A 20,275-nucleotide genomic window follows, 5' to 3' on the forward strand; every position below is an offset into this window, starting at 1 on the left:
GCGCCACCATGCCTTCTGAGCTGACTCTCTCGCTGCATCCCCGCATCGCGGACATCCCTGCGGAGGAGTGGGACGCCTGCGACGAGACGGCGAATCCCTTCACCTCCCACGCCTTCCTCCTCGCGCTGGAGGAATCCGGCTGCACGGGGCCGCGCACGGGCTGGCTGCCGCAGCACCTCGCGCTGCGCGACGCCTCCGGCGCGCTGGTCGCCGTCGCGCCCGCCTATGTGAAGGGCCATTCCTACGGCGAGTACGTCTTCGACCACGCCTGGGCGCGGGCCTTCGAGAATGCCGGCGGCGACTACTACCCGAAATTCCAGGTGGCCGTGCCCTTCTCCCCCGTGCCCGGCCCGCGGCTGATGGTCCGCCCGGGAACCGGCGTGCCGCATTCCGCCCTCGCGCAAGGGCTGGCGCAGGCGACGGAGGCGCTGAAGCTCTCCTCCTGCCACGTCACCTTCTGCACGCGGGAGGAGTGGGAGGCGCTGGGCGAGGCCGGCTGGCTGCAGCGCCTGGGCGTGCAGTACCACTGGACCAACGAGGGCTATGAGAGCTTCGACGAATTCCTCGGCGCCCTCGCCTCGCGCAAGCGCAAGGCCATCCGTCGCGAGCGGCGGGACGCGCAATCCGCGGGGCTGACCCTGCGGACCCTGCGCGGCGCCGAGATCACGCCGGAGATCTGGCGGCGCTTCCACAAGTTCTATCGCAGCACCACCGACCGCAAGTGGGGCAGCGCCTATCTCACCGCGCGCTTCTGGCCGCTGATGGGCGAGCGCATGGGCGACCGCGTCGTGCTGATGGTGGCGGAGCGGGACGGCGTGCCCGTCGCCGGCGCGCTGAACCTCATGGGGCAGGACGCGCTCTACGGCCGCAACTGGGGCAGCCTTGTCGAGGCACCCTTTCTGCACTTCGAGCTCTGCTACTACCAGGCGCTCGACTTCGCGATCGAGCACGGGCTGAAGCGCGTGGAGGCCGGCGCGCAGGGCGAGCACAAGATCCAGCGCGGCTACCGCCCCGTGCCCACCTATTCCGCCCATCTCATCGCCCATTCCGGCCTGCGCCGCGCCGTGGCCGACTCGCTCCGCCACGAGCGCGCGGCGATCGAGGAGGAGATGGCGGAACTGGACGCCCTCTCCCCCTATCGCCGCGCCGGCGACGACTAGGTCGTGCTCGCCGCCTACGCCCAGCTCGCGGGATCGATGATCCTGACCGGCGCGAATGTCGCCGTGGCCAAGGCGCTGGCCGCGGCCCTGCCGGTGCCGCTCATCCTCGGCCTGCGCTGCCTCATCGCCTGCGCCGTGCTGCTGCCCCTAGCGCTATGGCGGGACGGCGTGCCGCGTGCCCGCGGCGCCGTGCTGTGGAACCTCCTCCTCCAGGCCGCGACGGGTACCGTTCTCTACAACGCCGCCCTTCTCGCGGGGCTCCGCCACACCACGGCGCTGGAGGGCGGGCTGGTCCTGGCGACCATGCCCGCGGTCGTGGCCCTCGGCAGCGCCCTGTGGTTGCGCGAGAGCGTTCCGCCCCGCGGCTGGGCCGCCGTGGTGCTCGCCGCGGGGGGCATGGCCGCCATCGTCCTCGCCCGCGGCGGGGGAGGGGAGGGGAGCGCGCTCGGGAACGCCCTCATCTTCCTCGGCGTCTGCGGCGAGGCCGCCTACGTGCTTCTGGCCAAACGGGCTGCCGGGGCGCTGCCGCTGCTCACGGCCAGCCTGTGGATGCAGGGCTTCTCCGCCGCGTTGATCCTGCCGGCCTGGTTGCCGGAAGCGGGTGCCACCGCCCGTCTCGCTGACCCGTTCCTTCTGATCTTGCTGGTTCTGCACGCTCTCACCGCCAGCGTCTTCTCGCTCCTTCTCTGGTACGGCGGGCTGCGCCGTGCCACGGCCGGCACCGCGGGCGTGCTCACGGCCTTTCTGCCCGCTACGGCGGCGGTGACGGCCATTCTGTTTCTGGGCGAGGTCCCGACCCTTGCCCACGCTCTCGGCTTTGCTCTGCTTCTCGCAAGCATTCTTCTCGCCACCTGGCCCGAAAGATCCCTGCGCTGAAACCCTGGCTAATCCTGACCGTCCCGGAACTCCTTAATCTCTCGCCGGAGGACGTCGCCGCACGACTTGCCTATGTCCAGGCTTCCCGCCACGCCACACTTGAACTCTCCCAGCGCGCGGCCTGGGTCTCGACCGCGCGGCTTCTCCGATCGGCCCTGGTCACGCCGGAAGCAGCCAAATGGACGGTGATGCTCGAATACGACCTGCTGCGCCTGGAGAAGCGCGCCGATTGCGTGATCCTAACCGACCGCGCCGTATTCGTCCTGGAGATCAAGGATGGTGCTGCCGGCCATCATGCCGCGGACCTCCGTCAGGCCGAGGATTATGCGCTCGACCTCCGCGATTTTCATGCTGGCTGCCGTGACCTGCCGATCATTCCCGTCCTCGTCGCTACCCACGCTCCCGCCGTGCCTTTTGAGCCACCGTTGATCTGGCACGGCGTCTCGCCTCCTGTGCGCGCCAATAATCGCGTGCTCGGCGACATTCTTCTTGCCGTCCAAGTGGCCATTGCTCTGCCGGTTACGCCGCTGAATCATGCTGCCTGGCTCAGGGCGCCCTACAGGCCGGTACCGAACGTGCTCGAAGCCGCGACCATGCTCTTCGACCGGCACCGCAGTGCCGAGATGGTGTCCGCCCGTGCGGATGCTGCGAATCTGAATCGCACCACGGATGCGGTGCGCCGCGCTATTGCCGCCGCGCGTGAAGCAGGGGAGCAGGTTGCCATTTTTATCACGGGCATTCCCGGCGCCGGGAAGACCCTCTGTGGCCTGAACATCGTCTTCGGCGCCTTGCGTGAGGACGGTGCCGCCTTCCTTACCGGGAACGCTCCCCTGATTGAGGTTCTGCGCGAGAGCCTTGTCCGCCGCGCTGTCGCCGATGGCGGGCGGCGTTCCAGTAAGCGTTCCGAGGCCGTCACCGCTCTCCAGAATGTCCATCGTTTTCTCGAGCACTACGTCGAGCGCCCGGCCGATGTCCCCGAAGCCCGCGTAATCGTCTTTGACGAGGCACAGCGTGCCTGGGACCGGGCCCAGGCCACCAAGCCATCTCAGCGGCGCGGCGCAAGCAGGCTGCGGGACAGTGAGCCCGCCCACACGCTGGAGATCATGGGCCGCCACACCGACTGGTCCGTTGTTATTGCCCTGATTGGCAACGGGCAGGAGATCAACACGGGCGAGGCCGGTCTGGCAGAGTGGGGGCGCGTCATAGCCGCCTCGCCGGGCTGGCGGGCGGTGGCGCCGGAACGTGCCATCCGCGCGTCCGTAGCCACACAGCGCCTTGCCGAAGGCCCACAACCCTGGCTGACCCTGGACGACGATCTCGACCTCGCTATCCCCATGCGCTCCGTCCGCGATCCGCAAGGCGCTCCCTGGGTGGATGCGGTCCTGGCGGGAGATGTGGAGAATGCCGCCAGCATTGCCCGTGATGCCGGCGGCGTCCCTTATTTCCTTACCCGTGACCTTGCGGCTATGCGCGCTTCGCTGCGTCATCTCTCACGCGGGATGCGTCGTGCCGGCCTTGTTGCCTCCTCTGGCGCACGCCGTCTGCGCGCCGAAGGCTTGGGTGTGCAGGCCGCCGATATTCCTCACTGGTTCCTGGACCGTTGGCCCGACATCCGGGCCTCGGACGCCCTCGAGACCTATGCAACCTAGTATGACTGTCAGGGCCTTGAGCTGGACCAAGTCGGTCTCGCCTGGGGAGGCGACATGCTTCGTGACCCGGATGGCTGGCGCATGCGCACCTTGTCCGGCGCCCGCTGGAATATGGTTCGCGGCGCGACGGAGCGCGCCTTCACTCTCAACACGTACCGCGTCCTCCTCACCCGCGCCCGGTATAAGACCGTGATCTGGATCCCACCCGGCAGCCCTGCGGGCGATGCCTGGCATGACCCGACCCGCGATGCCGCCGAGATGGATGCAGTAGCGGCCTACCTCCTGGCCTGCGGTGCCCGACCGCTCGAGGCTACACCCGCGACAGAGACTCTCCCCGGGCTGCTATAAGGGCCTATGCTCCGCCTCCTCCTCGCCTTCCTCCTCCTCGCCACCCCTGCCAGGGCTGCCGAGCTGAAGATCGCCACCTGGAACCTCGCCTGGCTCACCACCCGGCCAGCCGGGGATCGGGACCTGCCCCGTGACCTGCAGGCGAGGGAGCCGGGCGACATCGACCGCCTGCGGGGCTACGCCGCCCGCCTCGCGGCCGATGTGATCGCCCTGCAGGAGGTGGACGGCCCCGAGGCCGCCGCCCTGGTGCTCGACCCCGGGGACTGGCGCTTCTTTTTCCCGGAGGAGCGGGACGTGCAGCGCGCCGGCATCGCCGTCCGGCGCTCCATCCCTGCCCGCCAGCACCCGGATCTCGCCGCGCTCGACCTGCATGGCGGGGCCCGCTTCTCGCTGCGCCGGGGCGTGGACGTGACGGTGGGGCAGGGGCCATCCGCCCTGCGCCTCCTCTCCGTCCATCTCAACGCCGGCTGCCGGGAGCCCGACGATGCCGGGCGGGAATGCGAGAGCCTCGCGCGCCAGGCCGGGATCCTGGCCGGCTGGATCGAGGCGCGGCAGCGGGCCGGGGAGGCTTTCGCGATCGCCGGCGACTTCAACCGCCGTTTCGACCGCGACCCCGCGATCCTGCCCGCGCTGGAGCGCGCCGCGCCGCTCACCCGCACGACGGCCGGGCGGTCCAATCCCTGCTGGGGCGGGCGGCCCTTCATCGACCATATCCTCCTCGGCGGCGCGGCGAGGGAGTGGATGGTGCCGGGCAGCCTGCGGGTCCTCGTCTATGCGGAGCAGGGGCGGGAATGGCGGCGGCGCCTCTCGGACCACTGCCCCGTCAGCGTGACGCTCGACATCCCCTGACCCTCCCGCGCGTTGCGCCTGGGATCCGCATCCGTCCCGGGGAGCCCGCATGCCTGCCCAATCCGACCTCCATGATTTCCTCGCCGCCTGCCGCGTGACCGACGGCAGCGGCTTCTCCCTCGCCGACCGCCGTTCCGACGAGGATGGCGGCATCGGTTTGGACAAGAAGTCGGGCGAGGAGGCGCTGCGCTCCGCGGTGGCCCGCATCTCGGAACAGCAGGAGCGGCTCTACGCCGATGCGCGCTGGTCCGTGCTCTGCATCCTCCAGGGCACGGATGCCTCGGGCAAGGACGGCGCCATCAAGCACGTCTTCTCCGGCGTGAACCCGCAGGGGATGCGCGTGGAATCCTTCTCCGCCCCCAGCACGCTGGAGCGCTCGCACGGCTTCCTCTGGCGCCACGACATGCTGCTGCCGCGCCGCGGGCGCATCGGCGTCCATAACCGCTCCTGGTACGAGGAGGTGCTCGTCCCCCGCGTTCAGCCCTCCGTCCTCCAGGCCTCGCCGCTGCCGGCGGCACTGGTCGGGCCCGGTATCTGGGCGGAGAGGCTGGAGGACATCGCGGCCCATGAACGCTACCTCGCGCGGCAGGGCATGCTCGTCCTGAAGTTCTTCTTCCATCTCGGCAGCGAGGAGCAGCGCGAGCGCTTGCTCGCGCGGATCGACGAGCCCGCGAAGAACTGGAAGTTCCAGCTCGGCGACCTCGCCGACCGCGCGCTCTACGGCAAGTACATGGAGGCCTATGAGGAGGCGATCCGCGCCACCGCAGCGCCGCACGCGCCGTGGTTCGTCATCCCCGCGGACCGCAAGTGGCTCGCACGGCTGCTGATCGCGGAGACCGTGGCGCGAGAGATGGAGCGGCTCGACCTGCAGTTCCCGCAACTCGATTCCGCCGGCAAGGCCGCGCTGCTGCGCGCGCGGGACGCGCTCGCCTGAGAGGCACGGAATCGTGAATCCGTAGATGAGGCCTGCGCTGCGCCGGTTTCGTGGCGGCGCGCGCCGGGCAAGACTATGCATTAACAAGACGCAATGCACACGGCCCGGTTCGGGACGCAACCTTGGGAAGCTCCATTCCTTGGAGCCTTGAAGCTGCCAGGGGTTGCCGATGACCGATGCCCGCACATCCCGTCGAACCCTGCTCGCTGCCACCACCGCGCTGATCGGCCTCTCCGGCACCGCTTCGGCGCGCACGGTTCACGGGCTGCCCTGGACGAGCAACGAGGTCTATCCACCTGCGGAGGCGCGGCCCGGCCCCTGGCTGTTCTTCACCGCCGACGAGGCCGCGGCGGTCGAGGCCATCGTGGACCGCCTCATCCCCGCCGACGAACTCGGCCCCGGCGGCAAGGATGCGGGCTGCGCCGTCTTCATCGACCGCCAGCTCGCGGGCCCCTATGGCCGTTGCGAGGGCATGTACATGCAGGGCCCCTTTCCGCCGAACCCGCTGCCCACCCAGGGCTTCCAGTCCTCGGTTGCCTTCGCCAGTGCCTACCGCCAGGGACTTGCCGCGCTGGCCGCGCATGTCGGGCGCAGCTTCGGCGGTCGGAAGGTGCAGCAGCTCTCCGGCGAGGAGCTCGACCGCCTTCTCACCTCGATGGAGAAGCGCGAGACCAACACGCCGGAATTCAACGCGAGCGGCCTTTTCGACCTGATCCACAACAACACGATGGAGGGCTTCTTCGCCGACCCGATCTATGGCGGCAACCGCGACATGGCGGGGTGGAAGCTCCTCGGCTTCCCCGGCACGCGCTACGACTACCGCGACGTGATCGCCCGGCCAAACCGGCGCTACGAACTGCCGCCCGTCAGCCTCCTCGGAAGACCGGATTGGAACCGCGGGGGGCGCGGCTGATGCGCCGCCTTCCCCGCAAGGACGCCGTGATCATCGGCCTGGGATGGACGGGCGCCATCATGGGCTGGGAGCTCTGCCAGGCCGGGTTGCAGGTCGTGGCGCTGGAGCGCGGCCCCTGGCGCGACACGGCGAGCGACTTCAACATCGGCACGGCGCCGGACGAGCTGCGCTACGGCATTCGCGGCGAGCTCTTTCTGAACAATTCGCAGGACACGGTGACGGCGCGCAACACGGTGGACCAGTTGGCGCTGCCGATCCGCAAATGGGGCAGCTTCCTGCCCGGCAACGGCGTGGGCGGCGCGGGCGTGCACTGGAACGGCCACACCTGGCGCTTCCTGCCGAGCGACTTCCTCATGCGTAGCCACTATCTGCAGAAGTACGGCGAGGGGGTCTTCCCGGAGAACCACACGATCCAGGACTGGGGCGTCACCTATGACGAGCTGGAGCCGTACTACGACAAGTTCGAGTATCTGGCCGGCATCTCCGGACAGGCCGGCAACGTCAAGGGCGAGATCCTGCCGGGCGGGAACCCCTTCGAGGGCTGGCGCGAGCGCGCCTATCCAACCCCGCCGCTGAAGATGCAGCACGCGCAGAACCTGTTCAGCCGTGCCGCGACTGAGCTGGGCTTCAAGCCCTTCCCAATGCCCTCGGGCAACATTTCCCAGGCCTACACCAACCCGCTCGGCGTCACCCTCGCGCCCTGCACCTATTGCGGCTTCTGCGAGCGCTTCGGCTGCGCGAACTACTCGAAGTCATCCCCGCAGACGACGGTCCTCCCCGTGCTCATGCGCCATCCCGGCTTCGAGGCGCGCGTGCAGTGCGAGGTGGTGCGCGTGCTCAAGAGCGCGGACGGCAAGACCGCCACCGGCGTCGTCTATATCGACGCGCAGGGGGAGGAGTGGGAGCAGCCGGCCGATCTCGTCATCATGGCCGCCTACCAGCTCTGGAACGTGCGCCTGATGCTCTACTCCGGCATCGGCCGGCCCTATGACCCGAGCACGGGCGAGGGGGTCGTCGGCAAGAACTACGCCTACCAGGCCAATTCCGCGGTCAACGGCTTCTTCGACAGCAGCCACGCCTTCAACCACTGGGCCGGTGCGGGCTCGCTCGGCATCACCGCCGACGAGTACAACGGCGACAATTTCGACCATAGCGGCCTGAACTTCGTCGGCGGCGCGAACATCAACTGCACGAGCTTTCACGCGCGCCCCATCTCCGCGCGCCCCATCCCGCCCGGCACGCCGCGTTGGGGAAGCGCCTGGAAGAAGGCGACGCGCGAAAACTATGGCAGCTTCGCCAATGTCGGAAGCCAGGGCTGCAACATGTCGTACCGCGACAACTACCTGGACCTCGACCCCACCTACAAGGACCGCCTCGGCCGCCCGCTCCTGCGCATGACCTTCGACTTCAAGGCGAACGAGGAACGCATGTCCGCCTATGTCACGGACAAGATGGTGCCGATCATGCGGGCCATGGGCGCGAAACAGATCGTGGCAAATCCCAAGAAGGGGCCGTGGAACGTGGTCCCCTACCAGACCACCCACAACACGGGCGGCGCCATCATGGGCGACAATCCCCGGACATCGGCGGTGAACAAGTACCTGCAGGTCTGGGACATGCCGAACGTCTTCGTGCTCGGCGCCTCCGCCTTCCCGCAGAATGCCGGCTACAACCCGACGGGGACGGTGGGCGCGCTCACCTATCACGCGGCGGAGGCCATCACGAAGCAGTACCTGAAGAACCCCGGCCAGCCGCTGGTGCAGGCCTGATGCGCGCGCGCCTCCTCGCCGCGGCCGCCGGCATCGCGGCCCTGCTCGGCACGACGCCGCTGGCAGCCGCGCCCGACAACTTCGACCAGGCCGAGCGCGGCCGCTACCTCGTCATTCTCGGCGACTGCGCGGCCTGCCACATGAACCCGAACGGCAGCAACACGGGCTCGCAGGGATTCGTGGGCGGCCGCAGGATCGAGACGCCCTTCGGCGAGATCGCAACCCCCAACATCACGCCCGACCGCGAGACCGGCATCGGCACATGGTCCGCGGACGACTTCTACCGCGCCATGCACGAGGGCATCCGCCCCAACGGCGCGCGGCTCTATCCCGCCTTTCCCTACACCTACTTCACCCGCATGCCGCGCGGGGACACCGACGCGATTTTCGCCTATCTCAACACGCTGGACCCGGTCCGCAATCCCGTGGACCGCAACACGCTGCCCTTCCCCTTCAACATCCGGGCGTCGATGCTCGCCTGGAACGCGCTCTTCTTCGAGCCCGGCGAGTTCAGACCGGACCCGAACCGCTCGCCCGAATGGAACCGCGGCGCCTATATCGTGGAGGGCCCTGGCCATTGCGGCGCCTGCCACACGCCGAAGAACCTCCTCGGCGGCGACCGCGCGAGCCAGCGCCTCGGCGGCGGCCCGCTTCAGGGCTGGTACGCGACGAACCTGACGACGGAGGAGCGCACGGGCATCGGAAGCTGGAGCGTCGAGGAGATCGCCGAGTACCTCAAGAACGGCCGCAACGCGCGCAGCGCGGCCTCCGGCCCTATGGCGGAGGTGGTGGAGTACTCCACGGCGCTGATGACGGACGCGGATCTCCGCGCCATCGCCGTCTACCTGAAGGAGCCGCCCGCGCAGGCGCCCGCCCCGGCCGCCCGCACCGCCCTCGTCGCTACGGATGAGCGCATGAGGCAGGGCGAGGCGCTTTACGTCGACCGCTGTATGGCCTGCCACACGCGAAGCGGCGAGGGAGTGCCGCGGATGTTCCCGCGCCTCGCCGGCAGCCAGGTCGTGCAGCAGGAGGGGAACGAGACGGTGCTGCGCGTCGTGCTCCAGGGCGTGCGCGCCGCCTACTCGCCGCACGCGCCGACCTCGCCCGCCATGCCCGCCTTCGGCTGGCGCCTGGATGACGAGCAGACAGCCGCGGTAACGACCTATATCCGCAACGCCTGGGGTAATGCCGCGCCGGCCGTCACGGCCGGGGAGGCGGCGAGGATGCGCGAGCGCTTGCGGGACCGCCCCTGAGCCTGCCCCGCTACTTCGGACGGGTCACAGGCTCCGGGAAGGTCAACCGACGCGCTTGGCTTGCCGCTATCGGGACCGCCCTCTCGGCGGCCTGCTCGCCGCTTGATCTCGCCAACGCCCTCACGCCAAGGCGTGGCACGACGCTCTCGGCCGGCCTGCGCTACGGCCCGGGGGAGCGCGGCCTCTACGACCTCTATCGCCCAGCCGCGGCGCGGGAGGATGCGCCGCTGGTCGTGTTCTTCTATGGCGGGGGCTGGCGCAGCGGGGAGCGCGGCGACTACGGGTTCGCCGCGCACGCCCTCGCTTCCCTCGGCGTGCTCGTCGCCGTGCCGGACTACCGCCTCTTTCCCGGGACACGATGGCCGGGCTTCGTGGAGGACGGCGCCGCCGCGGTGCGCGCCATCCGGGCCGGGCCAGGGCAGGGGCGGCCCGTTTTCCTCATGGGGCATTCGGCGGGGGCCTTCATCGCCCTCTCCCTTGCCGCGGACCCGGGCTGGCTCGGGCCGGAGCGCGGAACACTGGCCGGTGCCGTCGGACTGGCAGGCCCCTATGACTTCGGGCCCGAGGACGACCCCCAGGGCATTTTCGCCGCGGCTCCCGGGGCGCGTGCCCGGGCGGCCCCGGCGGACGAGGCCCGCCTGCGCGGCGCGCCGCCCCTCCTGCTGCTTCACGGCACGGAGGACGACACGGTGCGCCCCGCCCAGACCACGCGCTTCGCGGCGCTGGCCCGGTCGCAAGAGGTGGAGGTGGAGGCGCGGTTGCTGCCGGGTCTCGGCCACGTCGGGATCATCGCCGCCCTTGCGGGGCCGGTCCGTGCCCTCGGGCTGGCAGGCGCGCCGGTGCTCGAGACGATCGGCGCGTGGCTGCTGCGCCGCGCGCCCCCTGCCTGAGGGCGCGGAACGGCGGGCTATTCCGAAGCGATGCGAACGGACTTGCTGTCCGTCCCACCGATTTCCGGCCGCAGGGTCAGGCGGGTCACGCCCCGCTCATGGGGCTGCGTCACCAGGAGGTTCTCGCCGGGATGGGCGCGCATCCATTCGAGCGCCGCGACCAGCGTGGCGATCCGGCTCTCGCCGTTGATGGAGTAGGTGGCGCCCTCATGGTCGAACTTGGCGACGGTCCGGCCCGGCACGTCCACCGCACCGTCCAGCCGCTCCCAGTCCGGGTGCTGGGTCGCCCGCGGGAGCACCACCTGCTCCAGCACGGCCTGGAAGCCCGGGAATACGTAGGACTTCACGGAGCGGCCCGTCTCGCTCCACGCCTCGATCAACCCCGTCTCGCCGGGGTCCAGCATCCCGCGCCTCGCGCGGAGGCGCATCCAGGCGAAAACCGCGCTGAGGACCAGTAATCCAACGACGACCAGGCCGAGGTTGGAGAACAGGAACTCAACGCGGTTCATCTACTCTACCCAGTTCGCTACCGGTTGCGGGGCGGCGGGACTAGCCCGCCGCTTCCGGCTCCCGCTCCGCCTCGCCGTCGCCGTCATTGCCGCCCTGGCCCTCATCGGGCTTGGGCAGCGCCGGCGGCGGCGCCTCAGCGATGTCGAAGGTGAGGGCATCGTCCTTCAGCCCCACCTTCACCGAGCCACCCTTCACCAGCTTGCCGAAGAGCAGCTCCTCGGCCAGCGGCTTCTTGATGTACTCCTGGATCACGCGGGCCAGCGGCCGCGCGCCGTAGAGGCGGTCATAGCCGCGCTCGGCCAGCCACTCCTTGGCGGCGGAGGACAGCTCGATCGTCACGTTCCGGTCCGCGAGCTGGGCCTCCAGCTGCATCACGAACTTCTCGACGACGTTGCCGACGATCTCCGGCGTCAGCCCGGCGAAGGGCACGATCGCGTCCAGGCGGTTGCGGAACTCCGGCGTGAAGAGCCGCTTCACCGCCTCCTCGTCCTCGCCCACCCGTGTCTCGCGCCCGAAGCCGATGGCGGGCTTCGCCATGTCGGAGGCGCCAGCATTGGTGGTCATGATGAGGATGACGTTGCGGAAGTCGACCGTCTTGCCGTTGTGGTCCGTCAGCTTTCCGTGGTCCATCACCTGCAGCAGGATGTTGTAGAGATCCTGGTGCGCCTTCTCGATCTCGTCGAGGAGGAGCACGGCGTGCGGGTGCTGGTCGATGCTGTCGGTCAGCAGGCCGCCCTGGTCGAAGCCCACATAGCCCGGGGGCGCGCCGATCAGCCGGCTGATGCTGTGCCGCTCCATGTACTCGGACATGTCGAAGCGGACCAGCTCAATGCCGAGCGTCTTGGCGAGCTGCTTGGCCACCTCCGTCTTGCCGACGCCCGTGGGGCCGGAGAAGAGGTAGTTGCCGATCGGCTTCTCGGGGTCGCGCAGCCCGGCGCGGGCCAGCTTGATCGCGGCCGAGAGGGCCTCGATCGCCTGGTCCTGGCCGAAGACCATCGACTTCAGGTCGCGCTCCAGGCTCCTGAGCGTCTCCTTGTCATCGGTGGACACGGACTTGGGTGGGATCCGCGCGATCTTCGCGACGATGTCCTCCACGTCCTTCAGCGTGACCATCTTCCGCCGCTTGCCCTCGGGCAGCAGCATCCGGGAGGCGCCGACCTCGTCGATCACGTCGATCGCCTTGTCCGGCAGCTTGCGGTCATGGATGTACTTCGCCGAGAGCTCCACCGCGGCGCGGATCGCCTCCGGCGTGTACTTCACCTTGTGGTGCTTCTCGTAGTTCGTCTTCAGGCCGGTGAGGATCTTCACCGCGTCCTCGACGCTCGGCTCGTTCACGTCGATCTTCTGGAAGCGCCGGACGAGGGCCCGGTCCTTCTCGAAGTGCTGCCGGTACTCCTTGTAGGTCGTGGAGCCGATGCAGCGCAGCGTGCCCTGGGCGAGCGCCGGCTTCAGCAGGTTGGACGCATCCATCGCCCCGCCCGAGGTCGCGCCGGCACCGATGACCGTGTGGATCTCGTCGATGAAGAGGATGGCGCCGGGCTGCTGCTCCAGCTCGTTCACCACGGCCTTCAGCCGCTCCTCGAAGTCGCCGCGATAGCGCGTGCCGGCCAGCAGGCTGCCCATGTCCAGCGCGTAGATCGTGGACTTGAGCAGGACCTCGGGCACGTCCTCCTCGATGATCCGCTTGGCCAGGCCCTCGGCGATGGCGGTCTTGCCCACGCCGGGGTCGCCCACATAGAGCGGGTTGTTCTTCGTCCGGCGGCAGAGGATCTGGATCGTGCGCTCGATCTCCTCGGCGCGCCCGATCAGCGGGTCGATCTTGCCCTGGCCAGCCTTCTTGTTGAGGTTGACGCAGTAGTTCGACAGCGCGTCGCCGCCACGCTTGGCGCCGCCCTCGCGGCGCTCCTCGCCGCCACGGTTCTCGCCCTCACCCTCGCCGTCCTTGCCCGCATTGCCCTGGACGGGGCGGGTGGTGCTGCGGCCGGGGGCCTTGGCGATGCCGTGGGAGATGAAGTTCACCGCGTCGAGCCGCGTCATGTCCTGCAGCTGCAGGAAGTAGACCGCGTGGCTCTCGCGCTCGGAGAACAGGGCCACCAGCACGTTGGCGCCGGTCACCTCGTCGCGCCCGGAGGACTGGACATGGATGGCCGCGCGCTGGACGACGCGCTGGAAGCCGGCGGTCGGCTTCGGGTCGCCCCCGCGGTCGGTCACCAGCCCGGCGAGGTCCTTGTCCAGGAACTCGGCGAGGTCGCGCTTGAGCTTGTCCACATCCACGCCGCAGGCGCGGAGCACCGTGGTGGCGTCCGTGTCCTCGGCGAGGCTGAGGAGGAGGTGCTCCAGGGTCGCGTACTCGTGCCGGCGCTCGCTGGCGAGGCCAAGGGCGCGGTGGAGCGTCTGTTCAAGGTTACGGGACAGCATAATCGACGCTCCCCTATCTCATCGGCCGCCGGGATCTCCCGGCAGGACGTCCCCGTGGACGTCAAGCTTGGGGCGGCCGCTACTCAGAAGTCTATATTGTGACTGATTCCCCGAACGCGGAGGGGAGGGGTCGGTTACGCGGTGTTTCAACGCTCCGACCTTCCCCGCCAGCCCGCAGAATCAGTCCTTCTCAATCGTGCACTGCAGAGGGTGCTGGTTCTGGCGCGCCAGGTCCATCACCTGTGTCACCTTTGTTTCGGCTACTTCATAGGTGAAGACCCCGCAGACCCCCACGCCCCGGCGATGGACATGCAGCATGATGCGGGTCGCCTCGTCCCGGTTCTTCTGGAAGAATCTTTCCAGAACGTGAACGACGAACTCCATCGGCGTGTAGTCGTCGTTCAGCATCAGGACCTTGTACATGGTGGGCTTGCGCGTTCGCGGGCGCGCCTTGACCACCACCCCCGTCACCGGGCTCCCGCCATCCGTGCCCGAGCCGCCGTCGCCCGGCGTGTTCGGGCGGGACGGAACATTGCCCTTGTCAGGGGGGGCACCCTTGTCCGGATCTTCGGAATTCCCGCCCGTCATGCCGCCCGGGCGCCTGTCCTGCTCTGTCATCGCCCCGCCATGGTCTCACGGATCGCCGGCTTGCCAAGGGGGCCGGCGTCCCGCCGATGTACTATTGTGCTGTGAGGATACCGGATCGCATCGCGCGAGGTGAAGCCTCTCGGCATTCCCGCATATGGGCCAGAGCCCCTCACCTTGCCAGGGGTGGTCCCCCGATCGAACGCGAAGGACCCCGCGCGCCGCACCCCTGAGGGTGGGCAGGCGGGGTCCCGCGATCCCGGTGGCCGGCCACAAGGGGGTGCCCCTGCGGCCGGCCGGGTCCGGCTCAGGCCGCGAGCGGCTTGGTCGCGCGCTCCATGGCGAGCGAGACGCGCTGCGTCACCGGGGTGGTGACCTGCTCGGCGAGGCGGAGGGAGGCCTCCTGCATCTTCGTCGTCTCGGACATCACGCGGTCCAGCGTGCCGCGAGCGAAGTTCGCCTGGATCTCCGCGGCCTCCTTGAGGCTCTTCACGGTGGCCAGGGCGCGCGCACCCTCAAGGGTGTGGTCGGTCAGGGCCTGGGCGAAGGCGAAGGCCTGACGGCTCAGGTCCTGGGTGCCCATCATCCAGGTCTGCGCGACCTGCGTGAAGATCTCGGCGTTGCCGCGCGAGAACTCGGCGAACTCCTGGGCGGCCTTGCTGGCCTGCTCCATGGCGGAGCGCATCTGGGTGGTGCCGGCCTCGGCGAAGTTCGTGGCCTTGCTCGCCACGTTCTCGGTGGCGGTCGTCGCGGCGGTGGCGGCGGTGCTCACGGTGTCGGTCGCGAGGCGGGCAACCTTGGGGGACTCGTTGGCCATGACTGTCGTCTCCTGGATTTTCGAAGAGGCAGGCCATGGTCGTTGCCATGGCTGTGCTGCGCTGCAACATGGGTCCTATACCGAGCGCAATGAACGGCTGTCATCCACTATTTTGCAGTGCACCATCACAATTACTTTATGTGAGGAACTTTCGGTCAAAGGTGAATATGCCGTAAAAACCGACGCATAGCCTGAAAAGCCGTCATCTTCGGGTGGACAGGCTCGCGCGAAGCCCCGTATCGTCGGGGTCCGGGATGGCTGGGGGGCCTACCGGGACGGCCAATACCGCGGGGGCGGGGCCGAGACATGGGGGATTGCTATGACAAAGGGTTTGGGGGCCTGGCTTGGCCGTGGGCGCGGGGGCGTCCGGTCAATGGCCAGGAATGTGGGCTGGATGGCAGCCCTGCTTCCAGCCCTGCTGGCCGCCCAGCCCGCCGCGGCGCAGATCGGCAGCGAGCGCTACGCCTCCTTCGTGATGGACGGCCGCACCGGCCAGGCCCTCGGCGGCGCCAGCGCGGACGAGCCCCGCTACCCCGCTTCCCTCACCAAGATGATGACCCTCTACATGCTGTTCGAGGCGATGCGCGAGGGGCGCATCACCATGGCGAGCCGTATTTATATCAGCGAGGAGGCGAACAGCCGGCAGCCCTCCAAGCTCGGCGTGCCCCCCGGAATGACGATCCCGGTCGAGGTCGCGATCTACGCGCTGACCATGAAGTCGGCCAATGACGTCGCCACCGCCGTCGGCGAGGCGCTGGGCGGCACGGAGGAGCGATTCGGCCAGATGATGACGCAGAAGGCGCGTCAGCTCGGCATGACGAACACGACCTTCCGCAACGCCTCCGGCCTGCCCGACTTCAACCAGACGACGACGGCGCGCGACATGGCCACCCTCGGCCGCCGCCTCTACTTCGATTTTCCCGACCGCTGGCACTACTTCGGCAGCGCCGCGGTCCGCGCCGGCAACTACGCCTTCCGGAACCACAACCGCATGCTCGGCGAGTACGAGGGCGTGGACGGGGTGAAGACCGGCTTCATCAACGCTTCCGGCTTCAACAACGTCATCTCTGCCCAGCGCGGCGGCCAGCGGGTCTTCGTCTCGGTCTTCGGTGGCGCCTCCTGGGTGGAGCGCGACCGCCACGCCGCCATGCTGCTCGACGACGGCTTCTCCCGCCTGGGCGTGGCGCCCCCGGCCCGCATCCCCGATACCGGCCTGGTCATGGCCCGGGCGCCCTCCGTGCTCTCCCGCGCCCAGGCCGCGATGATCGCGGCGCCGGTCGCGCGCTCGAACATCCGCCAGGTCTCGCTGCGGCAGGTCCGCCCGGTCACCGAGGCCGCCGAGGTCCGTGGCCGCCGCGCCGGGGCCGCGGCGAAGCCGGTCGTGCAGCGGGGCACCCGGGCCGCGGCCGCCCGCACCCGCCGCGTGGTCGAGCAGGGCGATGGCGGCGGGCTGGTCCGCGTGGCCACCCCGGCCAAGCGCCGCAACACCCCCGCCGCCGCGGCCCCCCGCGCCAAGCGCGCCGGGCGCTGATCCCCCCGAAAGATCCCGCGTCGAGCCAAGGGGGCCGCAAGTCGGCCCCCTTCTTCGTTCAGGCCATGCCGCCGCGGGCCGAGACGGGCCAGAGGCACTCCACCCGCCCCTTCCGCACGCCGACATACCAGTCGTAGCGGTCCACCGTCGGGTCGCAATGGCCGGGCACCAGCCGTAGGCGCTCCCCCAGCTTCGGCCGCGCCCCGCCCTCGACAGTCAGCGCCCCGTGCTCGTCCGAGGCGCCGGTGTAGCGAACCCCCGGGCGCTCCCAGACGAGGGGCAGGCCCGAATCGATCGCCACCGCCTTGTGCCCGGCATCCAGCACCGCCATCCCGTCCCGCGGGGCGGACATCACCTGGGACAGCACGAAGAGGCTCTGCCGGAAGGCTGGCGGCTCGCCATTGGCCGCGTAGTCGGCATCCATGAAGGCGTAGGAACCCGCCTGGATCTCCGTCCAGAGCCCCTGTTCCAGCTCCAGCTCATAGGTCCCGGTGCCGGCGCCGCCGATGATGGGGCAGGGCAGGCCGCGCTGGGTGAGCTGCTCCACCGTGCGGCGCACGCCCTCGGCGGCCCCGGCGATGGCGGCGCGGCGCTCCTCGATGCCCCGCTTGTGCTGGGCGCTGCCGTGATAGGCCTGGAGCCCGCCGAAGATCAGGTTCGGGGAGGCCGCGATCCGCTCGGCCAGCGCGACCGCCTCGGGCCCGGGGGAGACGCCGCAGCGCCCGGCGCCGACATCGATCTCGACCAGCACCTCCATCCGGCGCCCGGCGGCCTCGGCCACGGCGGCGATCGTGTCGATGCCCGCGGCGTCGTCGGCGCAGACGGCGACCTTGGCGATGCCGGACAGGGCGGCGAGGCGGCGGAGCTTGCGGGGATCGACGACCTGGTTGGAGACGAGGATGTCGGGCACCCCGCCCCAGGCCAGCGCCTCGGCCTCGGCCACCTTCTGCACGCACTGGCCCACCGCGCCGCGCCGCATCTGCTGCTGCGCGATCACCGCGGACTTGTGGGTCTTGGCATGGGCCCGCAGCTTCGCGCCGGTGCCGGCGAGGCGGGCGGCCATGAGGTCGAGATTCGCCTCGAAGGCGTCGAGGTCGAGCAGGAGGGCGGGGGTGTCCACCTCCTCCTCGCGCATCCCGGGTTCGGCGGGTGGGGCTTGCAGCATTCCGGTGCTCCGTGGTCCCAGGACTTTTAGCCCGGGCCAGAGCGCCGCGTCAGGCCCGCGCGCCCGCCATGAAGCGCGGCACCACCCAGGCGCGCGCCCGCACCGGCCCGCGCCTGGTCTCGACGCGCAGGGGAATGAGCCGGTAGCACGGGCCCTCGTAGCGCCTCAGCGCCGCCATGGCGGCCGGGCCGGGGCGGATCAGCGCGCCTTCCACGGAACCCCCGGGGCGGCGGATGAGGGTAGGATACGGGGTGCCGCGGAAGGCGACCCGCGCGAAGCCGTGCAGGACAGCCGGTCGCGCGCGGCGCGGCAGCGAGGGATCGCCGGACCGGCGCGCGAGGATGCACCGGTCCAGCAGGGTGCCGTAGAGGAAGACGGGGCTCAGTGCCCCGCATTCTCCCCGGAGAAGTCGGGCGCCGCCAGCCCGCTGGCCTCGAGCTGCTTCGCGATCCCAGCCTTCAGCCGCTCCAGCCCTTCCTCGCTCTTCGCCTCGGCGCGGGCGACGAGCACGGCCTGGGTGTTGGAGGCCCGGAGCAGCCACCAGCCGTCATCCGTCAGCACGCGCACGCCGTCCACGTCCTGCACCTTCGCGCCCTCGGCGGCGAGGCGATCCTTCACCTCCCGCACGACGACGAACTTGCGGTCCTCGGCGCAGTCGAAGCGCAGCTCGGGGGTGTTGATCACCTTCGGCATGGCGTCGCGCACGGCGGAGAGCGTCTCGCTCATCCGCGCCACGATGCCGAGCAGGCGCACGGCGGAGTAGGGGGCGTCGTCGAAGCCGTACCACTTGTCGGCGAAGAAGATGTGGCCGGACATCTCGCCCGCCAGCGGCGCGCCGGTCTCCGCCATCTTCGACTTGATGAGGGAGTGGCCCGTCTTCCACATCAGCGGCGTGCCGCCGGCCTTGGCCACCTCGTCGAACAGCACCTGGCTCGCCTTCACGTCGGCGATGATCGTGCCGCCGGGCTTGCTCTTCAGCACGTCGCGCGCGAGCACGACGAGGAGCTGGTCGCCGAAGAAGATGTTGCCCTTGTCGTCCACCACGCCGATGCGGTCCGCATCGCCGTCGAAGGCGATGCCGAGATCAGCACCCTGCTTCGCCACCTCGGCGATGATCTGCTCGAGGTTCTTCGCCACCGTCGGGTCGGGATGGTGGGCGGGGAAGTTGCCGTCGATCTCTCCGTTGATGACGGTGTGCTCGCCCGGAAGCCTCGCCGCGAGCATCTTGGTGATCTCGGCGCCCGAGCCGTTGCCGGGATCCCACACCACCTTCAGCTTGCGGTCGCCGCCGTCATAGTCCTGCAGGACGCGGGCGACATACTGCTCGGAGATGTCCTCCTGGCGGGAGGAGCCCTGGGCTTCCTCCACCACGTCGCCCTCGGCCGCCATCTTGCCGAGGTTCTGGATGTCGGCGCCGAAGAAGGGCTTCTTGCCGATCATCGACTTGAAGCCGTTGTAGTCCGGCGGGTTGTGGCTGCCCGTCACCATCACGGCGCCGTCGGTGCCGAAGTGGTAGGCGGCGAAGTAGAGCATCGGCGTCGGCGCGCAGCCGATGCGGATCACCTCCATGCCCGAGGCCATGAGGCCGGCGACCAGCCGCTCCTCCAGCATCGGGGAGGAAAGGCGGCCGTCATAGCCCACCGCCACCTTCGCCCCGCCCTTGCGCGAGACGATCGAGCCGAACACCCGGCCGATGGCGAAGGCGTCCTCCCCCGAGAGGGTTTTCCCGACGACGCCGCGGATGTCGTACTCGCGCAGGCTCGTCGGGTCGAAGCGGTGGCTGAAGCTCGGCATCGCGGTTTCTCTCACGGTCGTCCGATGGACAGGTACTGGAACCCGGCCTCGCGGAAGGCCTGGGGGTCCCAGGCATTGCGGAGGTCGAGGACGGTGTTGCCGGCCATGGCGGCGCGGAGCCGCTCGGGGGCCAGGGCGCGGAACTCGTTCCACTCGGTCAGCAGCACGAGGGCGTCCGCCCCCTCCACCGCGTCGAGCGCGGAGCCGGCGAAGTGGGTGGCGGCCGGCATGAGCTGGCGCGCATGGCCGGGCTGGGGGTCGTAGGCGCGGATGGTGGCGCCGGCGGCCGCGAGCTTGGGCACCACCACCAGCGAGGGCGCGTCGCGCATGTCGTCCGTCTCGGGCTTGAAGGTCAGGCCGAGCACCGCGATCGTCCTGCCCGCGACCGAGCCGCCCATGGCCGCGATCACCCGGTCCGCCATGGCTTCCTTGCGGGCCTCGTTGGCCGCGATGGTGGTCTCGACGATGGTGGCCGGCGCGCCCAGCTCCTGCGCGGTGCGGGCCAGGGCGAGCGTGTCCTTGGGGAAGCAGGAGCCGCCATAGCCCGGGCCGGCATGGAGGAACTTGCGGCCGATCCGGCCATCGAGCCCCATGCCGCGGGCGACGTCGTGCACGTTCGCGCCCGCCTTCTCGCATAGGTCGGCCATCTGGTTGATGAAGGTGATCTTCACCGCGAGGAAGGCGTTGGCGGCGTACTTGATCAGCTCGGCCGTCTCGAGGCCGGTCTGCACGATCGGCGTCTCGATGAGGTAGAGCGGGCGGTAGAGGCGGCGCAGCACGGTGAAGGCCCGCTCGCTCTCGGCGCCGATCACCA

At 69.8% G+C, this 20,275-nt stretch carries 18 protein-coding genes and 1 pseudogene; 11 read left to right on the forward strand and 8 right to left on the reverse strand.

What is annotated here, in order from left to right:
- Positions 1-8 precede the first annotated feature (8 nt).
- From FHS87_RS12710 to FHS87_RS12750, 9 genes and pseudogenes are all read left to right on the forward strand, one after another.
- Entirely contained in the window at positions 9-1,160 is a 1,152-nt protein-coding gene (locus FHS87_RS12710; RefSeq protein WP_184518739.1) for a GNAT family N-acetyltransferase, read from the forward strand.
- 3 nt (positions 1,161-1,163) lie between these two features.
- A complete protein-coding gene (locus FHS87_RS12715) occupies positions 1,164-2,036 on the forward strand; it encodes a DMT family transporter (protein WP_312861983.1) in 873 nt (290 codons plus the stop codon).
- A 623-nt stretch (positions 2,037-2,659) separates the two neighbouring features.
- Positions 2,660-4,033: pseudogene (locus tag FHS87_RS12720) on the forward strand (DNA/RNA helicase domain-containing protein).
- Between the two features lie 6 nt (positions 4,034-4,039).
- Complete coding sequence (locus FHS87_RS12725; protein WP_184518742.1) at positions 4,040-4,882, forward strand: endonuclease/exonuclease/phosphatase family protein; 843 nt, start codon at positions 4,040-4,042, stop codon at positions 4,880-4,882.
- A gap of 49 nt (positions 4,883-4,931) precedes the next feature.
- Positions 4,932-5,816, forward strand: coding sequence for a PPK2 family polyphosphate kinase (locus FHS87_RS12730; RefSeq protein ID WP_184518745.1), 885 nt, complete (start codon positions 4,932-4,934; stop codon positions 5,814-5,816).
- Positions 5,817-5,985: 169 nt separating this feature from the next.
- Positions 5,986-6,729, forward strand: coding sequence for a gluconate 2-dehydrogenase subunit 3 family protein (locus FHS87_RS12735; protein ID WP_184518748.1), 744 nt, complete (start codon positions 5,986-5,988; stop codon positions 6,727-6,729).
- Complete coding sequence (locus tag FHS87_RS12740) at positions 6,729-8,498, forward strand: GMC family oxidoreductase (protein WP_221299855.1); 1,770 nt, start codon at positions 6,729-6,731, stop codon at positions 8,496-8,498. The genes FHS87_RS12735 and FHS87_RS12740 overlap by 1 nt, the downstream gene beginning before the upstream one ends.
- Positions 8,498-9,751: a c-type cytochrome gene (locus FHS87_RS12745; RefSeq protein WP_184518751.1), complete on the forward strand. Its 1,254-nt coding sequence runs from the start codon at positions 8,498-8,500 to the stop codon at positions 9,749-9,751. Before FHS87_RS12740 ends, FHS87_RS12745 begins: the two co-directional genes overlap by 1 nt.
- 155 nt (positions 9,752-9,906) lie before the next feature.
- Positions 9,907-10,641: an alpha/beta hydrolase gene (locus tag FHS87_RS12750; RefSeq protein WP_312861985.1), complete on the forward strand. Its 735-nt coding sequence runs from the start codon at positions 9,907-9,909 to the stop codon at positions 10,639-10,641.
- Positions 10,642-10,658: 17 nt separating this feature from the next.
- On the opposite strand, the gene FHS87_RS12755 is transcribed toward FHS87_RS12750, so the two are convergent.
- The 4 genes from FHS87_RS12755 to FHS87_RS12770 all read right to left on the reverse strand — a co-directional run bounded on the left by FHS87_RS12755 (position 10,659) and on the right by FHS87_RS12770 (position 14,971).
- Positions 10,659-11,150, reverse strand: coding sequence for a hypothetical protein (locus FHS87_RS12755; protein WP_184518756.1), 492 nt, complete (start codon positions 11,148-11,150; stop codon positions 10,659-10,661).
- A gap of 40 nt (positions 11,151-11,190) precedes the next feature.
- Positions 11,191-13,569: an ATP-dependent Clp protease ATP-binding subunit ClpA gene (gene clpA / locus FHS87_RS12760; RefSeq protein WP_184518759.1), complete on the reverse strand. Its 2,379-nt coding sequence runs from the start codon at positions 13,567-13,569 to the stop codon at positions 11,191-11,193.
- Positions 13,570-13,749: 180 nt separating this feature from the next.
- A complete protein-coding gene (gene clpS, locus FHS87_RS12765) occupies positions 13,750-14,157 on the reverse strand; it encodes an ATP-dependent Clp protease adapter ClpS (protein WP_221299878.1) in 408 nt (135 codons plus the stop codon).
- Positions 14,158-14,461: 304 nt separating this feature from the next.
- The gene (locus FHS87_RS12770) at positions 14,462-14,971 is read right to left on the reverse strand and encodes a phasin family protein (protein ID WP_184518762.1); all 510 of its coding nucleotides are present in this window, start codon (positions 14,969-14,971) and stop codon (positions 14,462-14,464) included.
- Here FHS87_RS12770 and FHS87_RS12775 point away from each other — a divergent pair.
- Positions 14,970-15,161, forward strand: a complete 192-nt coding sequence (locus FHS87_RS12775) for a hypothetical protein (protein WP_184518764.1) — start codon at positions 14,970-14,972, stop codon at positions 15,159-15,161. The two genes, FHS87_RS12770 and FHS87_RS12775, sit on opposite strands and share 2 nt — an antisense overlap.
- A 204-nt stretch (positions 15,162-15,365) precedes the next feature.
- The gene (locus FHS87_RS12780; RefSeq protein ID WP_184518767.1) at positions 15,366-16,502 is read left to right on the forward strand and encodes a D-alanyl-D-alanine carboxypeptidase family protein; all 1,137 of its coding nucleotides are present in this window, start codon (positions 15,366-15,368) and stop codon (positions 16,500-16,502) included.
- Between the two features lie 58 nt (positions 16,503-16,560).
- Here FHS87_RS12780 and FHS87_RS12785 read toward each other — a convergent pair whose 3' ends face one another.
- The 4 genes from FHS87_RS12785 to FHS87_RS12800 form a co-directional block, all read right to left on the reverse strand.
- A complete protein-coding gene (locus FHS87_RS12785; RefSeq protein ID WP_184518770.1) occupies positions 16,561-17,667 on the reverse strand; it encodes a DSD1 family PLP-dependent enzyme in 1,107 nt (368 codons plus the stop codon).
- Positions 17,668-17,716: 49 nt separating this feature from the next.
- On the reverse strand, positions 17,717-18,052 hold the full coding sequence (locus FHS87_RS23775; RefSeq protein WP_184518814.1) for a gamma-glutamylcyclotransferase family protein: 336 nt from the start codon (positions 18,050-18,052) through the stop codon (positions 17,717-17,719).
- Entirely contained in the window at positions 18,049-19,461 is a 1,413-nt protein-coding gene (gene pgmG / locus FHS87_RS12795; protein WP_184518773.1) for a phosphoglucomutase/phosphomannomutase PgmG, read from the reverse strand. Before pgmG ends, FHS87_RS23775 begins: the two co-directional genes overlap by 4 nt.
- A gap of 11 nt (positions 19,462-19,472) precedes the next feature.
- On the reverse strand, positions 19,473-20,275 hold an 803-nt coding region (locus FHS87_RS12800; RefSeq protein WP_184518776.1), incomplete at its 5' end, for a UDP-glucose dehydrogenase family protein.

This window comes from Muricoccus pecuniae (assembly GCF_014199205.1).
Lineage (GTDB): Bacteria > Pseudomonadota > Alphaproteobacteria > Acetobacterales > Acetobacteraceae > Roseomonas > Roseomonas pecuniae.